Origin of the sequence: Nonomuraea sp. NPDC049646 (assembly GCF_044465525.1) — a bacterium.
Classification (GTDB): Bacteria; Actinomycetota; Actinomycetes; order Streptosporangiales; family Streptosporangiaceae; genus Nonomuraea.
Genome location: NZ_JBITLU010000017.1, coordinates 85,927 through 102,051, shown reverse-complemented (window position 1 = coordinate 102,051; position 16,125 = coordinate 85,927). Strand labels below are relative to the sequence as shown.

Below are 16,125 nucleotides of genomic sequence, written 5' to 3'. Positions count from 1 at the left end.
CCGTAACCTCAGAAGGACACCTCGAACCCCACCCAACCCCTCCCCCAGCCCGCACAGCTCCGAAGATTCCCCTCCTCCGCCACTCCGCACCCCCTCCAAAAACATCGGAGGTACCTAGCCCTTCTCCCCTCTACTCCCCACCCCGACTGCCCCACGCTCAGACGCCCCGGCCCACCGCTCCTCCAGCACGGCGAACGCGGCGAGAACGCCCCACCAACGTCCGATCGGGTTCGACCAGAAGACGGCAATCCGCGTGCAGCGCAGGTGACCCTTGAATCGAGGGAAACGCCAGCCCCGGACACCCACCAACGTTCGACCAGGCCCGACCAGAAGACGCCGGCCAGCATGCAGACGCACACGGTCTCCTAGATCAAGGACAACCAAGCGAGTCACACTGGCGGACGCGCCCACCTGCATCCGACCGGGTCCAGCCAGGTGGCGCGACCGGCGTCCAGCACACACGCCCCTGGACCAAGGGCAACTCAAGCGCAGTGACGCCAAGGAACACCCCCCAACGTCCGACGGGGTTCGACCAGGAGATGCGGGTTGGCGCGCAGTGCACGCGGCCCTGGGATGAGGGGAGACTCCCGCGCGATCATGTCGGTGTGAAACACCCGCCAACGTTCGAGGGGGTTCGGCCAGAGGCGGTGGTCGGCGTGCGATGCAGCTGGACACGTGGAGACGGGGGAGGGAGCGGACGGTCGGCCACGTCCGGAGGGTTGGGGCTGGTGGGAGCCATGGTCGTCGGACGGACGGGTACCCGCCGGTGAGTCGGCCGGCGGCGGCGTGCGATGACAAAGTTCGGTGGCCCGGCTCCTAAGTGCTGGGCCCAGGGTGGCTTGCCTCCTGCTCTCGGGCTCCCTTCCCGGGCCGGAGCAGCAGCAGCCCGCTGGCGGTGAGCGTGCAGGCGAGGATGACGAGTTGCACGCCGTAGTGGACGGCCTCCGTCGGGAGCAGAAGGTTGCCGGTGTGCAGGCCGAGGTGCACGCCGACCGCCATCCACAACGCCCCTGTACGCACCCGCGCCGCCGCGCACGCGAACCCGAGTGCGACGGCCTGCACCACATACAGCAGCCGTTCGGCCGGTGAGTCGGCTGAGCTGTTGGAGAGGATGTGCAGCGCGCCGAACCCCACCGACACCACGATCAGCACGGCCCTCGGCGACAACCGTGCCGACAAGGTGTCGAACAGGTGCCCCCGCCACAGTAACTCCTCCGGGAACGCCTGGCTGAGCAGGGCGAACGCGATGCCGTACGGCACCAGGCCCAGATTGGCGAGGATCGTCTCCGTCGGCGCCAAGGACGTCACGCCGAACGCCAGCGACAACAGGATGGCGGCCACCGTCGGGACCGCGCCCGCCACGACCCCCAGCAGCAGTTGCGGCACGGCCCGCCGGGATCGTTCCATGCCGACGCCGGCCCAGGACTGCCTGCCGAGGAAGCGCCGGATCAGATAGACCAGCCCGAGCGCGGCCAGCGTGATCCCGATCATGCCGAGTGGCCGGTGGAGGGGATGGTCGGAGGCCAGCAGCAGGGTCGCCGGGGCGGTGCCGACGACGACCTGCGCGAACGTTGCGGCCACGGTGATCAGCACTGCCCAGACGGGATGTGTGGCTCTGGTCATGGAACAACACGCTAGGTAACCGGGTGTGGTCGGCACATCAGCCTGGAGTCTGAATCCAGCATGACAATCGTCATCGGCCTGAGAGAGGATCCCAGGCGTCACGCGCGCGGCCAGAGTCGTCGGGCATGCCGCCCTCCCTGGCCAGGCTGCGCGACCCCGACCGGCCGGCCCTGTTCAGCGTGGCGTTCTGGGCGGCGCTCGCGGGCACAGAGGACGGTTTCGCTGGGCTCGCGTTTGCCGCCGGGGGAGGTAGTAGGCGTTCCTACCTCGGGTGCGGATGCTCACGATCTTGCTGCTGCCCGGAAGGGTCCAGGCGATCTTGTCGATGAGGTTGTTCGCCGTGGGCTTCTGTGGGGGCGGGCGAGCTGGGCCATGGGACTCGGGGGGCCGTCGCGATCGCGTACGCCTCCGATCTGGGAACGCCGGCCCAGATCGTCGCGTTCTATGCCGTCCTGGCGCTCGTGGCCGTGCTGTGGCTGCTGCTGCCCTGGCGGCGCGCCACCGGGTGGCGGCGTCCGGTCGCGCTGGTGTTCCTGCTGGGCCCCCTCGCACTAGGACCGCTGGGGGGGACGGGTCGCACATAATGCTGACGCTCATCGCCATCGGGGGGGCAGGGAGTGGCACCGCTGGGTGCTCGGCTTGGGGGCACGGGTGGTACATCCCGACACCGACCGGAGCAACCGTCAGCGGTGAGGAGGTTGTCTGCTCCAGGGCCATGGCGGGGCGGGGACGGGGTTGTCTGCTCCTGGGTTATGGCAGAGGTGGGGACGGGGTTGTCTGCTTCCGGGTTATGGCGGGGGTGGCCGGGGGCGGGGATGGTGGCGGGGTGGGGCTACTTGACGGGCGTACAGTGGCGTAATAGAACACGTTTCAGTACGAATAAACCAAGCGCTTGATCAAGAGGTGACCGCGCGTGCATATCGACCTCGTCGACAGGGACCGTTACGCGACTTCCGGCCCACCCCACGAACAGCTCGCCTGGCTCCGCGCCAACTCCCCCGTCCACTGGCACGACGGCGAGCCCGGGTTCTGGGCGGTCACCCGCTACGAGGACGTCGTGCACGTGTCCCGCCACTCCGACCTGTTCTCCTCGGCCAAGAAGCTCGCCCTCTTCGACGAGATGCCCGAGGACCAGATCGCCCTCCAGCGGCTGATGATGCTCAACCAGGACCCGCCCGAGCACACCAGGCGGCGTTCCCTGGTCAACCGCGGCTTCACCCCCCGGACGATCGGCGCCCTCGAACAGCACATCCGCGACATCTGCGACGACCTGCTCGACAAGTGCTCCGGCGAGGTGGACTTCGTCACCGAGGTCTCCGCCCCCCTCCCCCTGTACGTGATCTGCGAGCTGCTCGGCGCTCCCGCGACCGACCGCGACAAGCTGTTCTCGTGGTCGAACCGCATGATCGGCGCCCAGGACCCCGACTACGCGGCCACGCCCGAGGAGGGCTCCGGCGCCGCCATGGAGGTGTACGCCTACGCCAACGAGCTCGCGGCGCAGCGCAGAGCCGCCCCCAAGGACGACATCATCACCAAGCTCCTCCAGCCCGACGACAAGGGCGAAACCCTCGGCGAGGACGAGTTCGACCTGTTCGTCCTGCTGCTGATCGTCGCGGGCAACGAGACCACCCGCAACGCGGCCTCCGGCGGCATGCTCGCCCTCTTCGAACACCCCGACCAGTGGGACCGCCTGGTGGCCGACCCCACGCTGGCCAGGACGGCGGCCGACGAGATCGTCCGGTGGGTCTCGCCGGTCAACCTGTTCCGGCGCACGTCGATGGCGGACCAGGTGCTCGGCGGGCAGCCCATCAAGGACGGCGACAAGGTCGTGGTCTTCTACTCCTCCGCCAACCGGGACGCCTCCGTCTTCCCGGACCCGGAGGTCTTCGACATCGGACGCACCCCCAACACGCACATCGGGTTCGGCGGCGGCGGCGCGCACTTCTGCCTCGGCAACCACCTCGCCAAGCTGGAACTGCGTGTCCTGTTCGAGCAGCTGGCCAGGCGCCGGCCGCGCATCCGCCAGGCCGGCCCGGCCCGCCGCCTGCGCTCGAACTTCATCAACGGCATCAAGGAGCTCCCGGTCACGATCGCCTGACCCGGCAGAAGCCCTCCCAGCCGCCGCGGACGCCCTCACGAGAACCGCCGCTGCCGGGGATGGCGAGCGGTTCCGCGGCGGGCCGCCCGGATCTGGCGGAGGACGCGGACCGTGCCCCCCGGGCCGGGTTGCCAGCCGCGCTCGATCAACGCGTCGGCGACGTGCCGGAGGAGGCCGGCGATCTGGCCGGGGATGACGTCGCGACGGACGGCGATCACCCGCCAGCCCAGCCGCCGCAGCTCCTCGCGGCGGGCCGCGTCGCGCCGCCGGTCCGCCGGCGAGGTGTGGTGCTCCTGGCCGTCGTACTCGACCCCCACCCGGTACGGCTCCCAGCCCAGGTCGAGGTAGGCGCGCCGGCCGCCGCCCAGCGGCACGGCGAGCTGCGTGGCGGGCCTGGGCAGGCCGCCGTCGACGAGGACGACCCGCAGCCAGCTCTCCCGGGGCGAGGCGGCGCCCGCGTCGGCCAGGCTCAGCGTGTCGCGCAGCCGCCAGGAGTTGAGCGGACGACGCCACAGCGCCTCCATGTCGACGCCCCGCCGCGCGAACTGGTCGAGCGCCGCCACCGCCTCAGGACGGGGCAACGACCGGGCGCAGTCGAGGGCCGTGCGCGCCATGGTGGTGAGCCGGACGCCCCGGTGGCCGGTGACGTCTTCGGCGGGCGGTTCGCCCACGTACGTGACGCAGCCGGGGATCGCCAGGTGGGCGGGGGCCATCACCTCCACCGGCCAGTCGGCCTCGGGGACGGAGAGCACGCTCAGCCCCCAGACGTGTGCGGCCGTCTGCCGGCACACGACGGCCTGCCGGCAGGACCGGGTGATGCGCTCGGCGCGGCCGAGCAACGAGAGTGCGGCGTTCACGCGGTCCAGGGTGACGCCCCCACCCCGGCCCCGCAGGGCCGAACCGTGTTCTGTGGACAACCGTCCGGCCACCCGCCGCGGCTTCGCCACAGGCCCGGATCACCCTCCCGGCAGACCGCCGCCCATCAGAAGCCGCCCATCAGAGACCGCCCGCCAGAAAGCACCCGTCAGAAAGCGCCTGTCAGGAGGTCGCCGCGCGCAGGGCGGGCAGGACGTCCTGGGCCAGGCGTTCGGCCTGGGCGCGCGGGCCGGGGCCGAGAGGCGTGAAGTTCATCGACGTGAACCCCAGGTCCACGAACGCCGCCAGCCGGTCGGTCACCTCCGCCACCGAGCCGGCGACCACGCCCTCGTTCAGGCCGGCGCCCACACCGTCGTCCACGCCGGGGGAACCGATGCGGAAGGTGACGTTGTAGACGCACTCGACGGCGCGCCCGGCCGACAGGATCCGGTCCCGCATGGCCGCCGCCCGCTCCGGCGGCGCGAACCCCAGGGACGGGATCCAGCCGTCCGCCAGCCTGCCGGTGGCGTCGAGGGCGCGCGGCCCGTACGTGCCCAGCCAGATCGGGATGGGGCTGATGGGCTTGGGCTCGATGGTGGCCCGATCGGTGCGGTAGCGGGAGCCTTCGTAGCTGAAGTCGGACTCCGACCACAGGCCGCGGATGACCTGAACGGCCTCGACCATGCCGTCCACCTTCTCGCGCGGCGTCGGCACCCCGAGCCCGAACGCGCGGAACTCCTCGTCGGAGTAGCCGCCGCCGAGGCCGAGGATCAGCCGGCCGCCGGAGAGCCGGTGCAGCGTCTCGGCCATCTTGGCGACCATCGCGGGCGGCCGGTACGGCACCCCCAGCACCCGCGTCGCCATCCTGATCCGCGAGGTGGCGGCGGCCACCCAGGTCAGCATCGTCCACAGCTCGTACGTGGGCTCGACGCCGCACGGGTGGTCGGAGGCCGAGACGAAGTCGAAGCCCAGCTCCTCGGCCGCGCGGGCGTCGCCCACGGGGTCGGCCCCCGGTGCCGCCGACGTCGATATGCCCAGTCCGAACACGACCCGCCTCCTCCACTTTGGTTTACATGTAAACCTAGAGCGGAGGTCGGTTACACGTCAACTAAACTTCCGGGTCATGGAGCCCAACTGGCTGGACGACGCCGAGTTCCGGGCCTGGATCGGCTATCGCAGGATGCGCCTGCTGCTGGACGCCCAGGTCAACCGCGACCTCGCGAGCGACTCGGGGCTGTCGGCCCCCGACTACGACGTCCTGTCGGCGCTGAGCTCCAGGCCCGGCCACCGGTGGCGGCTCACCGCGCTGGCCGACCGCATGCTCTGGTCGAAGAGCCGCCTGTCCCGGCACATCTCGCGGATGGAGCAGCGGGGGCTGGTCACCCGCGAGGGGTTCGAGGGCGACGGGCGCGGGGCCGTGGTCGTGCTGACCGACGGAGGGCTGCGGGCCATCCAGGAGGCGGCGCCCGCCCATGTGGCGTCGGTGCGCAGGCACTTCATCGACCTGCTGTCGCGGGAGCAGATCGAGGTGCTGGCCACGATCGCCGAGACCGTCCTCGACCACCTGCCGGACGGCGGGCGGGATCAACCGGGCTGACCCGGCGCGGTCAGGCGACCCACATCGGCCGCCAGTCCGGCACCTCGTGGTAACGCCGCAGCTCAGCCACCCCGGACAACATTCCGCCCCAGGCCGCGTACGGCGGGCGCCCGGCGTCGAAACCGCTCTGCACGAGCGTCAGCCGCGTCCGGCCCTCGGATCCGGCCAGCTCCCAGGAGCTCACCCCCGCGCCGCCCCAGTCGACGGAGAACCGGCGCTCCGGCTCCAGCTCCAGCACCTTGGCCGGCGACGGGTCGTTCGCGAAGCCGCCCATGGCGAACCGGCCGCCGGCGTACGGCTCGATCTCGATCGGCATCCCGAACCACTTGCTCACCCTCTCGGAGTCGACCAGCGACTCGAAGACCTGGGCGGGCGCCGCGTCGATGGTGACCTCGGCGCGCAGCTCGCGGGCGGTGAAGTCGGCGCGCGGCGTGAGCGGGCGGCCCTCGACGTGCTCGGCCAGGCTGGCCAGCACCTGGAACCAGTACGTCTGGAGCACGCCGCGGATGCTGGCGCCGGTGACGACGTCCTGGAAGTCGAAGTGCGACTGCGACACCGAGACGATCGTGGCCGACTCGCCGTCCTCCTCGACCGTGAGCTCGGCGGTCGTCTCGACGCCGTCCAGCAGCCAGGCGAACCGCACGCCGCGCTCGTCGGCCGACAGCACGCGCTGGTGCGGCGCGTCGCCCTCCGGCGTCGTACGGCCCCAGAACGCGAACCGGTCCGGCAGGTCCACCTCGACGTGCTCGGCCAGCCAGACCCGGGCCGCGGCCGGGTCGGTGAGCGCGTGCCACACCTCCTTGACCGGCGCCTGGACGCGGACCTTCGCGATCATCGGCTCACTCATGCTCTTCTCCCTTGGGGTAACAGGCGACGGCGAGCTTGAAGGCGTCACCCTCAGCGCCGCCGTAACGAGTGAAAAGCTCCTGCAGCATGCCCTGCAGGTCGTTCAGGAACTGCTGGCGGCTCTCCGGACGCACGTGGATCTCTCCGGACAGGCCGATGGACGGCAGCTCGGGCGCGTCCCGGTCGAGCGCGGCGATGTCGGCCTGGACCTCCTCCATGAGGTCGAGCAGGTAGCCCAGGCTCAGCTCGTCGCGCGCCTTGCGCAGCCCGATCCGCCCGACCAGCCGCGGCGACAGCCAGTACGACCGGGCGCCGGCCTGGTAGATGCCCTCGTGGACGCCGCGCACCTTGCGCTCGGACACCAGCTCCACGAGACCGGCCTCGACCAGCCGCTTGACGTGGTAGTAGACCCGCTGCGGCGTCTGCCCGAGACGTTCGGCGACCTCCGAGCACGTACGCGGCTCGGCCAGTTGCCTCAGCACCTCGACGCGCTGCGGCTTGAGCAGCGCCTCGGCCTGCTCGATCTGTTCCAGATACAGGACATCTCTCATCGCAAAAACAATCTTTTACGTAAAAATCCTCTTTGTCAATGGGTCACACGAAGAGCGGCCGTAAGCAGCAAAAAGGCCCGCACCGGACCGGGCGGGCCAAGGAGTGCAGAACCGGCTCTAGGGCCAGGAGCTGTCCTGGTCGGGGTCGCCGCCGGCGGACAGCAGGCGCAGGTCGCTCTCGACCATCATCGCGACCAGCTCGTCGAACGACACCCGTGGCTCCCAGCCCAACTGCGCCCGCGCCTTCTTCGGGTCGGCGCACAGCAGGTCCACCTCCGCCGGGCGGTGCAGCGCCTGGTCGACCACCACGTGCCGCTCCCAGTCCAGCCCCGCGGCCGTGAAGGCGGCCTCCACCAGCTCCCGCACCGACTTCATCCGCCCGGTGCCGATCACGTAGTCCTCGGGGTTGGCGGCCTGGAGCATCAGGTGCATCGCCTTGACGTAGTCGCCCGCGTAGCCCCAGTCGCGGCGCGCCTCCAGGTTGCCCAGTCGCAGCTCCGTGGCCAGGCCGAGCTTGATCCGGGCCACCCCGAGGGTGACCTTCCTGGTGACGAACTCCGCGCCGCGCCGCGGCGACTCATGGTTGAACAGGATCCCGGACACCGCGAACATCCCGTACGACTCGCGGTAGTTCTGCGTGAGGAAGTGCCCGTACGCCTTGGCCACCCCGTACGGCGAGCGCGGGTGGAAGGCGGTGCGCTCGTTCTGCGGGGTCTCGGTGACCTGCCCGAACATCTCCGAGGACGAGGCCTGGTAGAAGCGGATCTGCCCCGGGGCCGACGATCCCCCGCCCCGCGACACGCCCGAACACACCCGGATGGCCTCAAGCATCCGCAGGACGCCCATACCGGTCACCTCGGCGGTCAGCTCGGCCTGCTCCCACGACATGGGCACGAACGAGATCGCCCCCAGGTTGTACACCTCGTCGGGCTGAACGCGTTCCACCGCGGAGATCAGCGACCCCTGGTCCAGCAGGTCGCCCCGCACCACCTGGACGTCGGCCAGCAGCTTGCGCATGCGCGAGACGCGCGGGTTAGCCTGCCCGCGGGCCAGCCCCCACACCTCGTAACCCTGGTCGAGCAGGTGCTCGGCCAAGTAGGAACCGTCCTGGCCGGTGATGCCGGTGATCAGAGCGCGCCTGGCCAAGGGGTCCTCCAACTATCACGTAGGTACGGTGGCCCGCACCGCGTCCCTTTGGGACGGGAATGTACAGCTAAGCGCCTGGACGCAGCACCAAAGCCCACTAGAACCTGTTCCACCGAACCACGCTCGGTTACCTTAATGTCGCAGTTCGCACGGCCTGTGGAGACTGTTGTGAACAATTCCAGGTGACCTACCGAATGGTAGCCTTCTCGGACTAAGGTCATCTTTCACGGTACACGCCCGCCTCTTGGGGCCTTACCGCAGAAAACATGGGCCTACCGGCGGAGAAAGGGGTGTCCGTGAGCGAGGCGCTGCGGATCGCGCTGCTGTCCTATCGCAGCAAGCCCACCTGCGGCGGGCAGGGCGTCTATCTCCGGCACCTGAGCCGTGAGCTGGTCGCGCTCGGCCACCACGTCGAGGTGTTCTCCGGACCGCCCTACCCCGAGCTGGACGAGGGCGTCGTCCTGCGCGAGGTGCCCAGCCTCGACCTCTACCGGGACGAGGACCCGTTCAGGACCCCCAAGCTGGCCGAGTACCGCGACTGGATCGACCTCCTGGAGGTCGGCACCATGTGGACGGCCGGCTTCCCCGAGCCGCTCACCTTCACCCTGCGCGCCTACCGCGAGCTGAAGAAGCGCGTCGGCGACTTCGACGTCGTCCAGGACAACCAGACCCTCGGCTACGGCCTGCTCGGCATCCAGAAGCTGTTCCCCGTGGTCGGGACGATCCACCACCCGATCAGCGTCGACCGGCGGATCGAGCTGGAGGCCGCCACGGGCTACAAGAAGCTCACCATGCGCCGCTGGTACGGGTTCGTGAAGATGCAGTCCCGCGTCGCCCCCAGGCTCAGCCCGATCCTCACCGTCAGCGAGTCGTCGCTGGCCGACATCCATCGGGACTTCAACGTCCCGCAGGCCAACATGCGGCTGATCCCGCTCGGCGTGGACACCCGCTACTTCCACCCGCGTCCGGACAAGCCCCGCCGCAAGGGCTCGATCGTCGCGGTGGCCAGCGCGGACTCGCCGATGAAGGGCGTGGCCACGCTGCTGCGCGCGGTCGCCAAGCTCGCCACCGAACGCGACGTGAACCTGACCGTGGTCAGCAAGCCGACCCCCGGCGGCCCGACCGAGCGGCTGGTCCAGGAGCTGTCGTTGCAGGACCGGGTGCGCTTCGTGCACGGCATCTCCGACGACGAGCTGGGCGAGCTGATCGCCACCTCGGAGATCTCCGTGGTCCCTTCGCTGTACGAGGGCTTCTCGCTGCCCGCCGTCGAGCACATGGCCTGCGGCACGCCCCTGGTGGCCAGCCGGACGGGCGCGCTGCCCGAGGTCGTGGGCGACGCGGCCGTGCAGGTCCCGCCGGGCGACGCCGAGGAGCTGGCGGCCGTGCTGCGCCGCCTGCACGACTCCCCCGAGGAGCGCGAGCGGGTGGGCAAGGCCGGCTACGACCGGGTCATGGAGCGCTACACCTGGCACGTCGTCGCCAAGCGGACGGTCGAGGCGTACCGCGAGGCGATGGCGGCGCACAAGAGCCGCCGCTGACCCCCCGAACGCAAAGCCCCCAAGAGCTGATCAAGGAGAAGCGACAAAGTGCTGACCGTGGACTTCGACCGGCTCCCCGTGGGCCCCGGCGTGCGCGTGCTCGACCTGGGCTGCGGCGGCGGCAGGCACGCCTTCGAGGTGCTGCGCCAGGGCGCCGACGTCGTCGCCTTCGACATGGACCAGGCCGAGCTGGACAACGTGGCGGCCATGTTCGTGGCGATGGACAAGGCGGGCGAGGTGCCGCTGGGCGCGACCGGCGAGACCGTCCAGGGCACGGCGCTGGACATGCCGTTCGAGGACGGCGGCTTCGACCGGGTCATCGCGGCCGAGGTGCTGGAGCACATCCCCGACGACATGACCGCCATGCGGGAGATCTTCCGCGTGCTCAAGCCGGGCGGCACCGCGGCGATCACCGTGCCGAGCTTCCTGCCCGAGCGCATCTGCTGGGCCCTGGACGAGGACTACCACACCGCCCCCGGCGGCCACGTGCGGATCTACACGCTGGCCGAGCTGTCGGCCAAGCTCAAGTCCGTCGGCTTCGAGATCGGCCCGCACCACCACGCCCACGGCCTGCACGCGCCCTACTGGTGGATCAAGTGCGCGGTGGGCGTCAACAACGACGACCACCCGGTCGCCAAGGCGTACCACGAGCTGCTGGTGTGGGACATCATGAAGCGCCCGGCCGCCACCAGGATCGCCGAGGCGCTGCTCAACCCGCTCATCGGCAAGAGCGTGGTCCTCTACGTCAAGAAGCCATGATCTCCCGCGAGGAGGTCGTCCGCACGGCCCTCAGCATCGCGGCCATCCAGCAGGACGACGGCGGCGTGCCCTGGCCCGAGGGGCACGTGGACGCGTGGAACCACGTCGAGTGCCTGATGGGCATGTCCGTGGCCGGGCTGACCGAGCCGGTGCGGCGCGGCTGGGAGTGGCTGGCCCGTCACCAGCGCCCCGACGGCTCCTGGCCGATGAAGCTGCTGGACGGCGTGGCCACCGAGGCGGGCGGCGAGTCCAACCACGCCGCCTACGTCGCGGCCGGCGTCTGGCACCACCATCTGGTCACCGGCGACCGCGAGCACGCCGAGCGCCACTGGCCCATGGTCAAGGCCGCGCTCGACTACGTGGTGGGCCTGCAGACCGAGCGGGGCGAGATCGTCTGGGAGCGGGACGCGCACGGCCGGGCGGCGGCGTACGCGCTGCTGACCGGGTGCTCCTCGATCCACCAGGGCCTGCGCTGCGGCGTGCTGCTCGCCGACCACCTGGGCGACCCGCAGCCGCACTGGGAGCTGGCCGCCGACCGGCTGGCCCACGTGCTGTCGGCGCACCCGGAGGCGTTCGCCGACAAGAGCCGGTTCTCGATGGACTGGTACTACCCGGTGCTGGGCGGCGCGGTGCGCGGGCGGCAGGCGGCCGAGCTGCTGGAGCGCGAGTGGTCCACGTTCGTGGTGCCGGGGCTCGGCATCCGGTGCGTGTCCGACCAGCCGTGGGTGACCGGGGCCGAGACGTGCGAGCTGGTGCTGGCCCTGGACGCCATGGGCGACCGTACGCGGGCCGCCGCGCTCTTCGCCGACGTGCAGCACCTGCGGCACGAGGACGGCTCGTACTGGACCGGCTGGCAGTTCGTCAACCGCAAGCACTTCCCGCACGAGCGCTCCGGCTACACCGCGGCCGCGGCCATCCTCGCCGCCGACGCGTTGCAGCGCCTGTCCCCCGGTTCCGGGCTGTTCCGCGACATCGCGGGCACGTCGGTGTCGGATCCGGAGGCGTGCGGGTGCGTGGAGCGTCAGTCGTTCAGGCCGGCGCCTCCCGGCTGATCCCGCGGGGCGGCGGCGCAAGGGCTTTTGCGGGTTCTTTGCCGGGGACATCCGGTGCGCCGCCGGTGAACGGCGCAATGGGGTTACTAGCTTCGTGTCTGGCCGTAGGAGGCGTCTTCGGGGGAAGCGTGGGCGACACGGGCACAACAGCGTTCTTGGACCAGGTCAGGATCGAGCCGACACTGTCCCCGGCGAGGGGGCTGCGGAGGTTTCTGGCCAAGGATCCTTCGGAGTCCGATCTGGGCCGGCGCAGGTTCCGGCTGCGCCCCGGGGCTCCCCGGACGGTCTTCACGGATTCCGAGCAGTCGTACGTGTTCGGCTTCAACGCGGTCATGTCGCGCGAAGTCGAGAAGATCGAAGACCTCTCACCCGAGCAGCGGCCTTTCGGCCACGAGGGCGCGGCGGCCGCCTGCACCGTGCTCGACCTGCTCACCTTGACCCGGGGCCGGCGCCTTCACGAGCTACTGGCCGGCCCCGCCCAGCATCACCGCCACGCCGCGTACGTCGGCGCCGGACGCGGCTACGCGCTGCTGCGGCTGCGTCCGGTCTGGGGCGCGCGGCGGGCGCACCCGCTGATGCGCTGGCTGGCCGTGGACGGCTTCGGCTTCCAGTGGAGCCTGTCGCGGGCGGACCGCATGGTGGGCCGCAGGAGCATGCCCGACCTGCTCACCCGTGCCCACTGCGCGGTCTTCGACCAGGGCCTCGGCCGGCTGCTGTGGTACCACGACTGCGCCTCGCCGGACGACGTCGGCGCGCGCATCGCGGGCTTCCCGGCGAGCCGGCGGGCCGACCTGTGGAGCGGCGTGGGGTTCGCGGCCACGTACACCGGCGGCGCCGACAGCGACGAGCTGTGGTGGCTGACCGAGCACGCCGGCGCCGACGGCTTCCGCGCCCACCTGGCCCAGGGCTGCGCCTTCGCGGTCACGGCGCGGCTGCGGTCGGGGGCGCTGCCGGACCACGCGCGGCTGGCCGTGCCGATCCTGGCCGACGCCGCGCCCGACGAGGCGGCCGCCTGGACCGACCAGGCGCTGCTGGCCCTCGGCCACGACGCCCACACCCACGAGGACTTCCAGCGCTGGCAGGCCCACACCCGCCGGTCGTGGAACCGCCGCCACCGGCGCTAGACGCCCTGGCCGACGCGTTCAAGCACGCGCAGCGAGCCCTCGGCCGACACCTCGCGGAAGGCGCCCGACTCAAGGGCCCGCAGGTAGACCCGGTACGGCGCCTGCCCGCCGTCGGCCGGGTCGGGATAGATGTCGTGGAAGACCAGCGCGCCGCCCTCCATGACGTGCGGCGCCCAGCCCTCGTAGTCGCGGGTCACCGGCTCCTCTGAGTGGCCGCCGTCGATGAACAGCAGGCCGAGCGGCGTGTTCCACAACGCGGCCACCCGGTCGGACCGCCCGACGACGGCGATCACCTCCTCCTCCAGCCCGGCGGCGGCGACGGCGGCGCGGAAGAAGGGCAGGGAGTCCATCCGCCCGAAGCGCGGGTCCATCAGGGCCGGGTCGTGGTGGGCCCAGCCGGGCTGGATCTCCTCCGAGCCGCGGTGGTGGTCGACGGTGACGACCACCGAGCCGGTGTGCCGGGCCGCCGCGCCGAGGTAGATCGCCGACTTGCCGCAGTAGGTGCCGATCTCGCAGAGCGGCCCCAGGCCGCCGTAGCGGCAGGCCGCCTCGAACAGGGCCAGACCTTCCTTCGGCGGCATGAATCCCTTGGCGTGCTCCGCTGCCTGCAGCAGCTCCGGCGGCATCGTCATAGGCATGCACCCTAGCCGAACCGAACAACATTCCAGGGACCTCTTGCCGTGCTTCTTTGCAACCTGTTCTACTTGGCACGTGAATCAGCGCGCTCGCATCGCGATGTCCGACGACGAGGTCACGGCGTTCCTGGAGGGTTCGCGCAAGGTCCAGCTCGCGACCATCAACCCCGACGGGACACCGCACCTGGTGACCATGTTCTACGGGCTGGACGAGGGCCGCATCGCCTTCTGGACGTACGGCAAGGCGCAGAAGGCCCGCAACCTGGCCCGCGACCCGCGGGTGAGCTGCCTGGTCGAGGCGGGCGACGACTACGACCAGCTCCGCGGCGTCCTGGTGTACGGCGTGGCCGAGCAGGTGGACGACCGCGACCGGGTGCTCGCCATCGGCATGATGATCGCGCGCAGGATGACACCGGGCGTGCCGGACGACCTGCTGACCCCCTACGTCGAGCAGACCGGCAGAAAACGGATCGCCTACGTCGTCGAGCGCACCAAAGTGGTCTCATGGGATCACAGGAGGCTCACATGAAGATCAAGGTCGATGAACTGGTCTGCGAGGCCAACGCCGTGTGCATGGGGCTCGCGCCCGAGGTCTTCGAGGTGGACGACGACGACCAGCTGCACATCCTGCTCCCCGAACCACCCCCCGAGATGCAGGACCGCGTCCGCAGCGCGGTCAGGTCCTGCCCGAAAGCCGCCCTGTCGCTAGAGGACTAGCCGTAGCCGGAGGAGGAACCCCATGCGCGCCGCGATCCTGCACGCCGTAGGCAACGACAAGCTGGACATCCGCGACGACATCACCCTGGCCCCCGTCGGGCCGACCGATGTCCGCGTACGGATCAGAGCCACGGGCGTGTGCCACTCGGACCTGTCGGCCATGTCCGGCGTGCTTCCGCAGCCGGTGCCGCTGATCCCGGGCCACGAGGGCGCGGGCGAGGTGGTCGAGGTGGGCGAGCACGTCACGTCGGTCGCGCCGGGCGACCACGTGGTGATCAGCTGGCGCCCGGCCTGCCAGTCGTGCGACCTGTGCGTGGGCGGGCAGCCGTACATGTGCATGAAGTACGTCATCGAGTCCTTCAGCAAGGGCAACTTCCGCTTCGGCGGCGACAACGCGACGGCGTTCGGCATGGCGGGCTGCGGCACCTGGGCCGAGGAGGTCATCGTGCCCTGGCAGGGCGCGATCAAGATCGACGACGACGTGTCGTGGGAGGCGGCGGCGCTGATCGGCTGCGGCATCACGACCGGCGTGGGCGCCGCGATCAACACCGCCAAGGTGCGTCCCGGCTCCACGGTCGTGGTGATCGGCTGCGGCGGCGTCGGCCTGTCGGTCATCCAGGGCGCCCGCGTCTCCGGCGCCAGGACGATCCTCGCCGTCGACCCGCTGGAGTCCAAGCACGCCCTGGCCAAGAAGGTCGGCGCGACGCACGCGATCACGCCCGAGCAGGTGCCCGAGGCCCTGAACGAGCTGACCGGCGGCAGCGGCTTCGACTACGGCTTCGAGGTCGTCGGCAAGTCGGCGACCATCCAGAGCGCCTGGCAGCTCACCCGGGCGGGCGGCGACGTCATCGTGGTGGGCGCCGGCGCGGTGGACGACATGGTCTCCATCTCCGCCTTCAGCCTGCTGTTCGAGGGCAAGAAGCTGCTGTCCAGCCTGTACGGCGAGGCCGATGTGCGGCACGACTTCCCCTACTTCGCCAAGCTCCACAAGGCGGGACAGCTCGACCTGGAATCGCTGATCAGCGCCCGCATCCGCCTCGGCGACCTGAACGACGCCGTCGCGGCCCTGCGCGGCGGCGAGGTGCTCCGCCAGATCGTCATCATGGACTGAGCGCCGATCCCCGGGCCGGAGCACGACTCTCCGGCCCCGGGCAGGTCGGGCGGCGATCGGCGGAACCGGTCGCGGACCCATTGCTAAGGAAAGTTTCCTAACGGATACTCCGGGTTGAGTGCCCACCACCCCCAAGGAGTATCCATGCTTCGTCGCGGCCTCGCCCTGCTCTCCATCGCCTCCGCCGGCCTGCTCGCCCTCGCCGCGCCCGCCCAGGCGGCCGTCGTGGACGTGACCTTCGGCCCGCTCTCGATCGGCGACTACTGTCACGCCAAGGTCAGCTCGTCCTCGTGGATCGGCTTCTACGAGGCCGGCGGCCTGCGCTGCTACACCGGCGGCCCCGGCCCGATGACGTACGCCGGCTCCGGCGACCCGTACCTGGCCTGCAAGTTCCTCACCACGGACGTGGTGATGTCCGCGCTGCGCGGCGCCTCCGACGCCCTGGTCTGCCGCGTCGTGCGCTGACCGTCTCC

Annotated in this window: 17 protein-coding genes; 10 read left to right on the top strand and 7 right to left on the bottom strand. The window is 70.8% G+C overall.

Features of this window, described 5'->3' with window-relative positions; translation table 11 throughout:
* Positions 1–816: 816 nt before the first annotated feature.
* Positions 817–1,623, bottom strand: coding sequence for a lysostaphin resistance A-like protein (locus ACIBQ8_RS39650; protein WP_397194605.1), 807 nt, complete (start codon positions 1,621–1,623; stop codon positions 817–819).
* A 913-nt stretch (positions 1,624–2,536) separates the two neighbouring features.
* Between ACIBQ8_RS39650 and ACIBQ8_RS39645 the strand changes: the two genes are divergently transcribed.
* The gene (locus ACIBQ8_RS39645; RefSeq protein ID WP_358288833.1) at positions 2,537–3,721 is read left to right on the top strand and encodes a cytochrome P450; all 1,185 of its coding nucleotides are present in this window, start codon (positions 2,537–2,539) and stop codon (positions 3,719–3,721) included.
* A gap of 35 nt (positions 3,722–3,756) precedes the next feature.
* Here ACIBQ8_RS39645 and ACIBQ8_RS39640 read toward each other — a convergent pair whose 3' ends face one another.
* Both ACIBQ8_RS39640 and ACIBQ8_RS39635 read right to left on the bottom strand, forming a co-directional pair.
* The gene (locus ACIBQ8_RS39640; protein WP_397194604.1) at positions 3,757–4,578 is read right to left on the bottom strand and encodes a DUF559 domain-containing protein; all 822 of its coding nucleotides are present in this window, start codon (positions 4,576–4,578) and stop codon (positions 3,757–3,759) included.
* A gap of 181 nt (positions 4,579–4,759) precedes the next feature.
* Positions 4,760–5,623: an LLM class flavin-dependent oxidoreductase gene (locus ACIBQ8_RS39635; RefSeq protein WP_397194603.1), complete on the bottom strand. Its 864-nt coding sequence runs from the start codon at positions 5,621–5,623 to the stop codon at positions 4,760–4,762.
* 76 nt (positions 5,624–5,699) lie between these two features.
* Between ACIBQ8_RS39635 and ACIBQ8_RS39630 the strand changes: the two genes are divergently transcribed.
* A complete protein-coding gene (locus ACIBQ8_RS39630) occupies positions 5,700–6,173 on the top strand; it encodes a MarR family winged helix-turn-helix transcriptional regulator (protein ID WP_397194602.1) in 474 nt (157 codons plus the stop codon).
* 10 nt (positions 6,174–6,183) lie between these two features.
* Here the strand turns inward: ACIBQ8_RS39630 and ACIBQ8_RS39625 are convergent, their stop codons facing one another.
* From ACIBQ8_RS39625 to ACIBQ8_RS39615, 3 genes are all read right to left on the bottom strand, one after another.
* Complete coding sequence (locus ACIBQ8_RS39625) at positions 6,184–7,020, bottom strand: SRPBCC family protein (protein ID WP_397194601.1); 837 nt, start codon at positions 7,018–7,020, stop codon at positions 6,184–6,186.
* Complete coding sequence (locus tag ACIBQ8_RS39620) at positions 7,013–7,570, bottom strand: helix-turn-helix domain-containing protein (RefSeq protein ID WP_352324016.1); 558 nt, start codon at positions 7,568–7,570, stop codon at positions 7,013–7,015. Before ACIBQ8_RS39620 ends, ACIBQ8_RS39625 begins: the two co-directional genes overlap by 8 nt.
* 117 nt (positions 7,571–7,687) lie before the next feature.
* Positions 7,688–8,716 (bottom strand): GDP-mannose 4,6-dehydratase, encoded by a 1,029-nt coding sequence (locus ACIBQ8_RS39615; protein ID WP_397179761.1) that lies wholly within the window; start codon positions 8,714–8,716, stop codon positions 7,688–7,690.
* 266 nt (positions 8,717–8,982) lie between these two features.
* Here ACIBQ8_RS39615 and ACIBQ8_RS39610 point away from each other — a divergent pair, with 266 nt between their 5' ends.
* The 4 genes from ACIBQ8_RS39610 to ACIBQ8_RS39595 all read left to right on the top strand — a co-directional run bounded on the left by ACIBQ8_RS39610 (position 8,983) and on the right by ACIBQ8_RS39595 (position 13,189).
* Positions 8,983–10,254: a glycosyltransferase family 4 protein gene (locus tag ACIBQ8_RS39610; protein WP_397179762.1), complete on the top strand. Its 1,272-nt coding sequence runs from the start codon at positions 8,983–8,985 to the stop codon at positions 10,252–10,254.
* Positions 10,255–10,302: 48 nt separating this feature from the next.
* Complete coding sequence (locus ACIBQ8_RS39605) at positions 10,303–11,013, top strand: methyltransferase domain-containing protein (protein WP_352324013.1); 711 nt, start codon at positions 10,303–10,305, stop codon at positions 11,011–11,013.
* Positions 11,010–12,065, top strand: a complete 1,056-nt coding sequence (locus ACIBQ8_RS39600; protein ID WP_397179763.1) for a prenyltransferase — start codon at positions 11,010–11,012, stop codon at positions 12,063–12,065. The genes ACIBQ8_RS39605 and ACIBQ8_RS39600 overlap by 4 nt, the downstream gene beginning before the upstream one ends.
* Before the next feature lie 155 nt (positions 12,066–12,220).
* Positions 12,221–13,189 carry a DUF1702 family protein gene (locus tag ACIBQ8_RS39595; protein ID WP_364330745.1) on the top strand — a complete coding sequence of 323 codons (969 nt, stop codon included), beginning with the start codon at positions 12,221–12,223 and terminating at the stop codon, positions 13,187–13,189.
* Here ACIBQ8_RS39595 and ACIBQ8_RS39590 read toward each other — a convergent pair.
* Complete coding sequence (locus ACIBQ8_RS39590) at positions 13,186–13,815, bottom strand: class I SAM-dependent methyltransferase (protein ID WP_397179836.1); 630 nt, start codon at positions 13,813–13,815, stop codon at positions 13,186–13,188. The genes ACIBQ8_RS39595 and ACIBQ8_RS39590 overlap by 4 nt on opposite strands.
* Positions 13,816–13,900: 85 nt before the next feature.
* Between ACIBQ8_RS39590 and ACIBQ8_RS39585 the strand changes: the two genes are divergently transcribed.
* The 4 genes from ACIBQ8_RS39585 (at position 13,901) to ACIBQ8_RS39570 (ending at position 16,117) form a co-directional block, all read left to right on the top strand.
* On the top strand, positions 13,901–14,353 hold the full coding sequence (locus ACIBQ8_RS39585) for a pyridoxamine 5'-phosphate oxidase family protein (RefSeq protein WP_352324010.1): 453 nt from the start codon (positions 13,901–13,903) through the stop codon (positions 14,351–14,353).
* On the top strand, positions 14,350–14,541 hold the full coding sequence (locus tag ACIBQ8_RS39580) for a ferredoxin (protein ID WP_397179764.1): 192 nt from the start codon (positions 14,350–14,352) through the stop codon (positions 14,539–14,541). The genes ACIBQ8_RS39585 and ACIBQ8_RS39580 overlap by 4 nt, the downstream gene beginning before the upstream one ends.
* Before the next feature lie 22 nt (positions 14,542–14,563).
* On the top strand, positions 14,564–15,652 hold the full coding sequence (locus tag ACIBQ8_RS39575; RefSeq protein ID WP_397179765.1) for a Zn-dependent alcohol dehydrogenase: 1,089 nt from the start codon (positions 14,564–14,566) through the stop codon (positions 15,650–15,652).
* 144 nt (positions 15,653–15,796) lie between these two features.
* Positions 15,797–16,117: a hypothetical protein gene (locus ACIBQ8_RS39570; protein WP_397194600.1), complete on the top strand. Its 321-nt coding sequence runs from the start codon at positions 15,797–15,799 to the stop codon at positions 16,115–16,117.
* The last annotated feature ends 8 nt before the right edge of the window (positions 16,118–16,125 follow it).